The sequence below is a fragment of the Pediococcus argentinicus genome (assembly GCF_001437605.1).
GTDB lineage: Bacteria > Bacillota > Bacilli > Lactobacillales > Lactobacillaceae > Pediococcus > Pediococcus argentinicus.
Genome location: NZ_JQCQ01000018.1, coordinates 24,992 through 35,082 on the forward strand (window position 1 = coordinate 24,992; position 10,091 = coordinate 35,082).

Consider the following 10,091-nt stretch of genomic DNA (forward strand, 5'->3'; position numbering starts at 1 on the left):
GGTTTGATTTTGAGCATAGCATAAAGTATCACAGTTTTTTACACACAAAAACGCTTAGAACGAAATGTTCTAGGCGTTCTGTGTTTTATTAGAACTCTTACGAAGCCACTGGAAGTATAGGAAGTTGATTAGAACTAATACTGAAGTAGCGATAAAAACCATATTGTAGTCGAAGATTCCGGATACAATCGATCCAATCAATGGGCCAACCATACTACCGATAGCTTGGAATGACTGATTCCAACTAAATACTCGTCCGGTAACTTCCGCTGGTGAGCGTTTGGCCAAAATACTTTGGACCGCTGGTAACATGGCACCATCTGAAATTCCGACAAAGAATCTAAATACTGCAAGTAGAAATACCGATGGTACAAAAGCCATTGGAATGTACATAAAGATTGCGAAGATAAATGCAATCGATAAAATTTTCTCAGTTCCAATGCGATCTCCCAACTCACCTAAACGTGGTGCCGAGAAAAGATTGGCAATACCAGGAATTGAAGCAACAATCCCAGCAGCAATCGTAACTCCCGCACCACCGTGCATTAGCTCTCGAACATACAAACTAATAATCGGAGCAATCGAGTTATTTGAAGCCTGGATAATCATCGTTGTCACAAACATTCCAACCACCATTTTAGGATTATCAAGCTTAGCAATCACTTGTTTAGTTGAAATAGCTTTAGCTGTTGCAACTGGTTGGAAGTGTTCGTGAACGAAGATCCAACTTAATGCAAAAACGATTAACAATAGTACACCAGTAATTAAAAATGTGATGCGATATGAAAAGATTGAAGCCATGATCCCACCGAGTAGGGGACCAATTAAGTTTCCAGAAACGTAACCGGTTGATAGAAATCCAAGTGCTTGACCACTATGTTCCTTGGGGGTCTCGGTTGCTATCAGTGCATTAGCGTTACTAATGTAGCCAGAGAAAACTCCTTGTAGAAGTCGTAGTGCAATTAATTGCCAAACATTTTGTACAAATCCCATGGCACCCAACACAATTGCCATTCCAAGTGACGCTCTAAGAATCATAATCTTACGTCCACGTCGATCGGCTAGTCGGCCCCACATAGGTGAAGCGATTGCTGTGATCAAATACGTGGCGGAAAATGTGATTCCACTATAGAGCGCTAATTGGGGCTTGGTGAAGTTGCCTAATGTGTTGACATAAAGGGATAGAAACGGCATAATCTCACTGAAAGCCGTTCCGGCAATGAAGGTTCCAAACCAAAGTACAAACAGATTTTGTTCCCACGGAGCTCGTTTCCGAAAGAGTCTATTTTTGACATGATTAAACATGACGAGCCTTCTTCCTAAAACTAAAGATTACTCTATAGCATAGCACAAATAAAATCGTTATAAAAAGGATGCGTTTCTAGATGAATAAAACCGTTAAAAAGTGGTTATCACGAGTTGGAATAGGATTATTGATACTAATTAGTTTGGCATTGATTTTTAATCGCCAAATCAAAGATTGGATGGTCGCTTCCTATAATCCTAAAGTGACGCAAGAGACCGTCATTAAGAATAAGAAAAAGAAAGCTTCATATGATTTTTCTGCTGTAAAATCCTTGGACTGGTCAACAGTTGCTCGCGCCCGTGCAAAGTCTAGTGATATCCAAGTGATTGGAGAAATTGCATATCCAGACGTTAAAATGCATTTGCCAGTTGCTAATGGGGTAGCTAACGAAACGTTGGCTTTGGCTGCTGGTACTTTGAAACCAGATCAAGAAATGGGCCAACGTAACTTTGCAATTGCAGGTCATCATATGGTAAGTAATCAAGCACTCTTCAGCCCACTTTATTGGAAAGCACGAGTAGGACAGAAAGTTTATTTAACAGATTTAAGCAAGGTCTATGAATATCAAGTTAACGTACGTAAATTTATCGATGCGACAGATGTACAAGTGATTGATGATATTCCACATAAACGTATTCTAACGATGGTTACATGTGATGCAACGGGTGCCAGGCGTTTAATGGTACGTGCTAAATATGTGAAAACTTATGATCAAAAAGATGCACCTAGCGATGCACAAAAAATGTTTGCACAAAAGTTTAATCAGCAGTAAAAGTGGACTATAATTTTTACGTAAACTAGTACTATTATCAGTAATGGTCTGGTAAGATTAGGTTAATTCAAACATAAATGGGGGAAATAACATGTCAGTTGGTTTAATTATTGGAATCATCGTCGTTATTTTAGTGGTTATTGCGATTGTTCTTTACAATAACTTAGTTAAAGCACGTACTTATACGCAAGAATCATGGAGTCAGATTAACGTTCAGTTGAAACGTAGAAATGATTTAGTTCCTAACTTGGTTTCAACAGTTAAAGGTTATGCATCACATGAACAAGATACTTTTGCTAAAGTAGTTGAACTAAGAAATCAGTTAGTTGCTCGTGATAATCCACAGGCATCACAAGCTGAACGTAATGAGACTATGCAACTTTCAAATCAATTGAGTGATCAATTGAAGACAGTTTTTGCGCTTTCAGAAAGTTATCCAGATTTAAAAGCTAATCAAGAATTTTCTAAATTAATGGAAGAGTTAACTAACACAGAAAATAAGATTGCTTATTCACGTCAACTTTATAACTCAAGTGTCGCTAGCTACAATATTAAGCTACAAACATTCCCAAGTAACTTAGTGGCTGGTTCAACCGGATTCAAACCAGTTGATTACTTACAAGTTCCAGAAGAAGAAACAAAAGCTCCAACAGTTTCTTTTGACAAATAACGAGGATAAATAAATGCTATATCAACAGATTGCTAGAAATAAAAGACGAACAGTATATGTCATGATTGGCTTTGCAATTCTAGTCCTTTTTATTGGTGCAGCAATTGGTTATGTCTTTTATGGAAGTTACAGTGCAGGTGTAGTTATGGCTGCCATTGTTACTGCTATTTATATGGCAATTATGATTGCCCAATCGACTCAAGTAGTTATGGGAATGAACCATGCACAGGAAATTTCTGAGCAAGATAACCCAGAGCTATGGCATATTGTTGAAGATATGGCTTTAGTTGGTAAAGTTCCAATGCCTAAAGTCTATATCATCGATGATCCAAGTCCCAATGCCTTTGCCACTGGAAACAATCCTAATAAAGCGGCCGTAGCTGTTACTACCGGAATCTTACAACGATTAAATCGTGAAGAAATGGAAGGTGTTATTGGCCATGAAATTTCTCACGTTCGTAACTACGATATTCGTCTATCGACGATTGCACTTGCGCTATCATCAGCGATTGCGATGTTAGTTAATATTGGAATGCGCTCATTTTGGTGGGGTGGAGGTAGACGTCGAAGTAATAATGATAACGAGGGTAACCTTGGTGTGATTATGATGATTATTTCGATTGTATTAGTTATCTTAGGACCAATTGCGGCATCAATTGCACAAATGGCTCTATCACGTAATCGTGAGTATTTAGCTGATGCATCTAGTGTTGAATTAACACGTAATCCGCAGGGATTAATTAGCGCTCTCCAGAAGATTTCAGATAGTGCACCAATGAAAGAGGCTGATCCTAGTAGTGCGGCCTTATATATATCAGATCCATTCAAACATAAGCGGTCGATGGCTCATTTATTTGATACCCATCCACCAATTGAAGATCGAATTGCTCGATTAGAAAAAATGTAAATTGTAAATAGTTATTGAAAGAGAGCTCATAGGAAAATGCGCGACGATTACATTTATGTTCATTTAGAATCATTAGTTAATTTAATATATTCAAGGGGAATTACATCAAGCGATTTTTTGCAGGGTGTTTTTCAGATTCCAACGAATATTTTATTATTAAATAATACGACTGATGATAATCGTCAAATTGACCCACATACGCTCTTGAATGAAATTAATGGCGCAAAAGAGATTGGTGATTTCTTAAATAGTCCAAACGGCGGAACAGCCAAATGGATTGATTTTTCACAACGGGAAGCTCTTGGTGACTTAACAGCCAATGATATTGCTGAGTTACTGTATATGGGACATATGAATAGCCATTTGAATACGCCATTTTCCTATAAACTTCAGAATGATTTTGTTTATTTAACAGTTGGTGATGATCAAGTTAAGACTTATTACCGACGTTTGAAAAACTTCTATGCGGTTTTAAATCATGCATTAGTTCGTCACGCAGATCAGTCTTTCAACGAACGTCGTGGAATGTTTAGAAGAACCGTGAAATTTGCTGAAGTGCCACAGACTATGGTTCGCCAGTTGATCCCAATTTTGGGAGAAGGATTAATTTTCGCTTTTGATCAGTCCTTTGAACAGGATCATCAGTATCGAGTTCCGATTTTAATGGTTAGTGACAGCAACTTGGCACCAACACTGCGGAGTCGAGAATCCTTATACAATAAAGCCCAACAAGTAGCGGTTTTGAAATATCATTTAAAGAGTGGTCACTGGCATTTTGTAGTGACTGATCCACATGCTTTTGATAATGATTCTTTATATTAAGACCAATCAAAATAATTCGACTCATTACGAGCTGAATTATTTTTAATTTTAGGCAATAAAATGACCTGTGATATAATTATGACTATGTTTACGTAAGAGAGGTTAGAAAGATGAAGATGCAACTCAGTGAGATTGCTAGAGCATTGGAGATTCAAGATGTTCCAGATGCTTGGAATGATATCGAAGTTAATAATGTTCATTTTGACAGTCGAAAGTTGTTGCCGGGATCTCTTTTCGTTCCTTTGAAGGGCGAGCGAGATGGACACACTTTTATTAAAAATGCTGTTGACGCTGGTGCTGTGGCAACACTTTGGTCCAAAGACCAAGCGGAATTACCTGATGGTATCCCAGCACTAGTTGTTGATGATCCATTACAAGCTTTGCAAACGTTAGCACACTATTATTTAGACAAAATTAACCCTAAGGTAGTTGCAATTACCGGTAGTAACGGTAAGACAACTACAAAAGATATGACCGCTGCAATTTTAGCTTCGCAGTTTAACGTTGTTAAGACAGAAGCTAATTTTAATAACGAGATTGGTGTTCCAATGACAATCCTGGGAATGAACTCCAATACTGAAATTTTGGTAGTTGAATTAGGTATGGATCGCCCCGGACAATTGGATTTCTTAAGCAAAATAGTTCAACCTGATACGGCAGTTATTACGATGATTGGTGAGGCTCATATTGAGTTCTTTAAAACACGTGATCGAATTGCGGATGCCAAGATGGAAATTACTCATGGACTTAAGGAAGATGGAGTTTTCATTTATAACGGGGATGAACCGTTGTTAACTGAACGTGCAAAAGAAGTGGAAGCTGATCAATTCACTTTTGGCATGCAAAGTAGCAATCAATTGTATGCTTCCAACATCGAAGGTAATGATGTCGAAACTTCATTTTCGATTAACTTAGATGCTGATAAACGTTTTGAAATCCCAATGATTGGTCAATATAACGTTACTAATGCATTAGCAGCTATTGCAGTTTCACAAAATTATCACATTAAATTAGATGATGCGGTTAAGGCTTTGAAACACTTTGACTTAACTAAGAATCGTACAGAGTGGCTTGATGGTCGCAAAGGCGAACGAATCTTGAGTGATGTGTATAATTCAAATCCAACCGCTGTGAAGTTAGTGTTGGCCTCATTAGCCAAGACCGAAACTAAAGGACGCAGAATTGCTGTTCTTGGTGACATGCTTGAACTAGGTGAACAAGCCCAGTCCATGCATGAAGGATTAAAGGATAGTCTTGATCCAAATGAGATTGAAGAAGTATTCCTAGTTGGTCAAGAAATGAATAATTTATACAAGGCTTTAGATGGTAAGTATGATGAAAGTCATCTACATTACTATCAAGCAAGTGAATTAAATCATCTTAGCAGTGACCTAGAAAATTTAATCACAGCTGATGATATTGTTTTATTAAAAGCAAGTCATGGAATTCATTTGGAAACAGTTGTAAACGAGCTTACAAAAAATTAAAATCAAAAGTTTTTAAACACCAGAGACCCGACAATGAAGACGGTTTCTGGTGTTTTTTACAACACTACTGAAGTTGCTTATCGTGGGGTCTCGGTGTATGATAGATAAGTTATGTTTAGCAAATGGTATAAGTGGGACAGTGTCCCAGAAGAACGGATTTTCTTTATACTTATACCGTGGATTTCACAGGAGGAATTTTATTTGAAGTTTACCGAATTAGGGTTAGATGAAGACATCCTAAAGGCTGTCAAAGATAGTGGATATGAAGAAGCAACGCCAATTCAATCAGAAACAATCCCAAGCACATTAGCTGGGAAAGATATCATTGGTCAGGCACAAACAGGTACAGGTAAAACTGCAGCGTTTGGTCTTCCAATTTTACAAAATATTGACGTTAACAATCCTAATATCCAAGCAATTATTGTGTCGCCAACTCGTGAGTTGGCTGCTCAAACACAATCAGAAATTTTCCGTTTAGGAAAATACAAAAAAGCTAAAGTTCAAGTTGTATATGGTGGAGCAGATATTCGTCGCCAAATCAACAGTTTAAAGAGTCACCCACAAATCGTGGTTGGTACACCTGGTCGTTTGCTCGATCATATTGGTCGTAAAACAATTCGTTTAGACCATGTTAAGACATTGGTTCTTGATGAAGCTGATGATATGTTAGATATGGGATTCTTACCTGATATCGAAAAGATCATCGAACAAACACCAAGTGACCGTCAGACATTACTTTTCTCAGCAACTATGCCAGCACCAATCAAAAAAGTTGGAGTTAAGTTTATGACCGATCCACATCAGATTACAGTTAAGTCAAAGGAACTTACTGCTGATTCAGTGGAACAATATTACATTCGTTCAAAAGAATTTGAAAAATTTGATGTTTTAACTCGTATTATCGATGTTCAAAATCCAGAACTTTCATTAGTATTTGGACGTACAAAACGTCGTGTTGATGAAGTCGCTAAGGGACTTACACTTCGCGGTTATAATGCTGCTGGTATCCATGGTGATTTAACGCAACAACGTCGTATGAGTATTTTGAAACAATTCCGTGATGGCGAATTAGACATCCTTGTTGCAACTGATGTTGCTGCCCGTGGATTGGATATTTCAGGTGTTACTCACGTTTATAACTACGATATTCCTCAAGATCCTGAAAGCTATGTTCATCGTATTGGACGTACCGGTCGTGCCGGAGCTAAAGGTGTGTCAGTAACATTTGTTACTAACTGGGAAATGGACTACTTACGTGATGTTGAACAACTTACAAAGAAGCGGATGCTTCCTTTGAAGCCACCAACAGAAGAAGAAGCTTTTGCTGGTCGTGCTGCAGAAGCTGAAGAAAAAGTTCAAGCATTAGTTAAGAAAACTAAGGTTGAAACTTTCTCTGATCAAGCTGATCGTTTGTTAGAACAATATGATGCTAAAACATTAGTTGCTGCATTGTTGAGTGAAGAAACAAAATCTGACGCTAGTGAAACTAAGGTTAAGATTACTCCAGAACGCCCATTACCTCGTAAAAAAGGTGGTAAAGGTGGATACCGTGGAAACGGTGGACACAGAGGCGGTAATGGTAACGGACGTCGTAATGGTAATGGCGGACGTGGTGGTCACAGCAAGTGGCGCGGTGATAAAGATAAGGATCGTGGCGGATATAACCGTGGCAATCGTGATCGTAATGACCGTAACCGTGGTGGAAACGGTAATCGCTCTGGTAAACCACAATCAGGTAACCGTAGCAGTTCAAAACGTAACTTTGTTATCAAAGAACACTAAAACAACTATAAAGAGAAACGACCAAAACAACAACAATGTTTTGGAACGTTTCTCTTTTTTGGTACAATAAACATGTTAACAACGTGGGGGGATTCTATGATTTACGGTATTGGTGTTGATATAACAGAAATTAAACGAGTTACTGATATTCAGAGTAGGTTACAGTTGGCCGAAAAGGTTTTAACTGACAATGAACTCAGTGTCTGGAAAAGCTATCAAGATAAACGTGCAAATGAGTTTTTGGCAGGCCGTTTTTCTGCCAAAGAATCTTATAGTAAAGCCTATGGCACTGGTATTGGTAAAGATGTTGGATTTCAAGATATCGAGATTTTAGATGATGATGCAGGAAAACCTGTGGTTATTAAACATCCATATCGTGGTAGTGCGCACATATCAATTTCACATACTGACACGCTAGTTATGACAGAAGTTATTTTAGAGGGGGAGCAGTAATAATGGTAGTCGGAGTCAATCGTCCAAGTAGATTAATTATTGATGCAAGTGCAATTAGACATAATGTTTCAGAGGAAGTTCAGCGATTAGATCAAAAGAGTGAGCTATTTGCTGTTATTAAAGCTAATGGATATGGTCATGGTATTCGAAAGATAGCTCAATTCACAAAAGAAGCTGGTGCAACAGGATTCTGTGTTGCAATTTTAGATGAAGCACTAGATTTAAGAGAAGCTGGCTTTACAGAACCAATTCTCGTCTTGGGCATCACTGATCCAGATAGTGCCAAGTTAGCTGCTGATAACGATGTTTCATTAACAGTTGGTGATCAAGAGTGGTTGAATCAGGTCAGCCAACAAAGCGTTACTTTCAGTAATCCCTTAAAAGTTCATCTAGCTATTGATACTGGAATGGGACGGATTGGTTTCCAAAACTCTGAAGAGTTTGCTAAAGCAGCTGATTTCATGCGCGAGCATTCTGAAAAGCTCGATTTTGAAGGTATGTTTACACATTTTGCAACGGCAGACGAAAAGAATACCGATTACTTTAATTTACAAACCAGTCGTTTTAAAGAATTCCTAAACGCCTTATCTGAGAAACCTAAGTATGTCCATGTTTCTAATACTGCAACTAGTCTATGGCATGCAGCATGTAATGGAAATATGATTCGATTTGGTGTTGGTATTTACGGAATGAATCCTTCTGGTCGAGCAATTGAAAGTCCCTATGAACTTAAACCAGCAATGCGACTAGAATCCAAGCTAGTCTTTGTTAAGAAGATTAAAGCAGGACGTTCAGTCAGTTATGGTGCAACATACACTGCTAAAGAAGATGAGTGGATTGGTACTATTCCGATTGGCTATGCTGACGGTTACGAAAGACGTTTACAAGGGTTCTATGTTTTGATTGATGGTCAAAAATGTGAAATTGTTGGCCGAATTTGTATGGATCAAATGATGGTTAGACTACCAAAAGAAATGCCAGTTGGCACCAAAGTTGTTTTAGCCGGTCAATCTGGATCTGAATCAATTAGTATGACCAATATTGCTGACTATGCAGCAACAATTAACTATGAAATTACATGTGGCTTTACTGATCGATTACCACGAATTTACGAGAATGAACAATAGTTATTTCATGATATTCATGCTAGAATGTTATTAGGATTTTGAAAACGTGGAGGAGATTACCATGATGAGAGCTGAAGGCAGTTATCGTGAAGTTTCAGATCAGTTTCCAGTACAAAAGAAAACTTATTGTGAGTTCTTTGGTATTCGTCCCGAAGAAGTAAATGAAGATATGATTCGTTCATTCTTTGAACATCATCAGACTGAACATCTCGACGAATTAATAGCCGGTTATACTGAAATGGCTAATCTTAACTCTCAGATTATACATGACTTTGAGTCGTGTGATGCTGAGTGTGACAAACATTTTTTTGAAAGACTTTAAACTAAATTTTGAGGTGACATCGTGGAAGAAGCTAGCATTAAACGTGGCGATCTTTTCTACGCAGACTTGTCACCAGTTGTAGGCTCTGAACAAGGCGGTATGCGTCCGGTATTGGTGATTCAAAACAATATTGGCAATCGCTATAGTCCAACGATTATTATTGCTGCCGTAACCTCACGAATCTCTAAGCCTAAGATGCCCACACACGTGGCAGTTCGGGCGGGTGAGGCCGGTATTGAAAAAAACTCAGTGGTACTTTTAGAACAGATTCGCACAATTGATAAGCAACGTCTGCATGACCAAATTGGTCATCTAAGTGAAGCACATATGAATAAAATTGATGAGGCCTTGCGCGTAAGCGTTGGATTGGTCTCCAATACATAAAAAAAGTAAAAGCAGAACCTGGGTTTGTCTAGGTGCGATAATCCCTTTGTGGTTGACAG

Annotated in this window: 11 protein-coding genes; 10 read left to right on the forward strand and 1 reads right to left on the reverse strand. The window is 38.3% G+C overall.

Annotated features, from left to right (window positions below; all coding sequences use genetic code 11):
• Positions 1 to 69: 69 nt before the first annotated feature.
• Positions 70 to 1,305, reverse strand: coding sequence for a multidrug efflux MFS transporter (locus IV88_RS05490; RefSeq protein WP_057799581.1), 1,236 nt, complete (start codon positions 1,303 to 1,305; stop codon positions 70 to 72).
• A gap of 80 nt (positions 1,306 to 1,385) precedes the next feature.
• Between IV88_RS05490 and IV88_RS05495 the strand changes: the two genes are divergently transcribed.
• The 10 genes from IV88_RS05495 (at position 1,386) to IV88_RS05540 (ending at position 10,032) form a co-directional block, all read left to right on the forward strand.
• Complete coding sequence (locus IV88_RS05495) at positions 1,386 to 2,078, forward strand: class A sortase (RefSeq protein WP_057799583.1); 693 nt, start codon at positions 1,386 to 1,388, stop codon at positions 2,076 to 2,078.
• Between the two features lie 91 nt (positions 2,079 to 2,169).
• Positions 2,170 to 2,748 carry a LemA family protein gene (locus IV88_RS05500; protein WP_057799585.1) on the forward strand — a complete coding sequence of 193 codons (579 nt, stop codon included), beginning with the start codon at positions 2,170 to 2,172 and terminating at the stop codon, positions 2,746 to 2,748.
• 13 nt (positions 2,749 to 2,761) lie between these two features.
• Positions 2,762 to 3,655, forward strand: coding sequence for a zinc metalloprotease HtpX (htpX, locus tag IV88_RS05505; protein WP_057799587.1), 894 nt, complete (start codon positions 2,762 to 2,764; stop codon positions 3,653 to 3,655).
• A 36-nt stretch (positions 3,656 to 3,691) separates the two neighbouring features.
• Positions 3,692 to 4,477 (forward strand): hypothetical protein, encoded by a 786-nt coding sequence (locus IV88_RS05510; RefSeq protein WP_057799589.1) that lies wholly within the window; start codon positions 3,692 to 3,694, stop codon positions 4,475 to 4,477.
• Positions 4,478 to 4,587: 110 nt separating this feature from the next.
• A complete protein-coding gene (locus IV88_RS05515; protein WP_057799591.1) occupies positions 4,588 to 5,964 on the forward strand; it encodes a UDP-N-acetylmuramoyl-tripeptide--D-alanyl-D-alanine ligase in 1,377 nt (458 codons plus the stop codon).
• Positions 5,965 to 6,165: 201 nt separating this feature from the next.
• Positions 6,166 to 7,746, forward strand: a complete 1,581-nt coding sequence (gene cshA / locus IV88_RS05520; protein WP_057799592.1) for a degradosome RNA helicase CshA — start codon at positions 6,166 to 6,168, stop codon at positions 7,744 to 7,746.
• 96 nt (positions 7,747 to 7,842) lie between these two features.
• The gene (gene acpS, locus IV88_RS05525) at positions 7,843 to 8,199 is read left to right on the forward strand and encodes a holo-ACP synthase (protein WP_057799594.1); all 357 of its coding nucleotides are present in this window, start codon (positions 7,843 to 7,845) and stop codon (positions 8,197 to 8,199) included.
• A 2-nt stretch (positions 8,200 to 8,201) separates the two neighbouring features.
• Complete coding sequence (gene alr, locus IV88_RS05530; RefSeq protein WP_057799596.1) at positions 8,202 to 9,326, forward strand: alanine racemase; 1,125 nt, start codon at positions 8,202 to 8,204, stop codon at positions 9,324 to 9,326.
• A 61-nt stretch (positions 9,327 to 9,387) separates the two neighbouring features.
• On the forward strand, positions 9,388 to 9,648 hold the full coding sequence (locus tag IV88_RS05535) for a hypothetical protein (RefSeq protein WP_147165248.1): 261 nt from the start codon (positions 9,388 to 9,390) through the stop codon (positions 9,646 to 9,648).
• 21 nt (positions 9,649 to 9,669) lie between these two features.
• Positions 9,670 to 10,032 carry a type II toxin-antitoxin system PemK/MazF family toxin gene (locus IV88_RS05540; RefSeq protein ID WP_057799598.1) on the forward strand — a complete coding sequence of 121 codons (363 nt, stop codon included), beginning with the start codon at positions 9,670 to 9,672 and terminating at the stop codon, positions 10,030 to 10,032.
• Positions 10,033 to 10,091 lie beyond the last annotated feature (59 nt).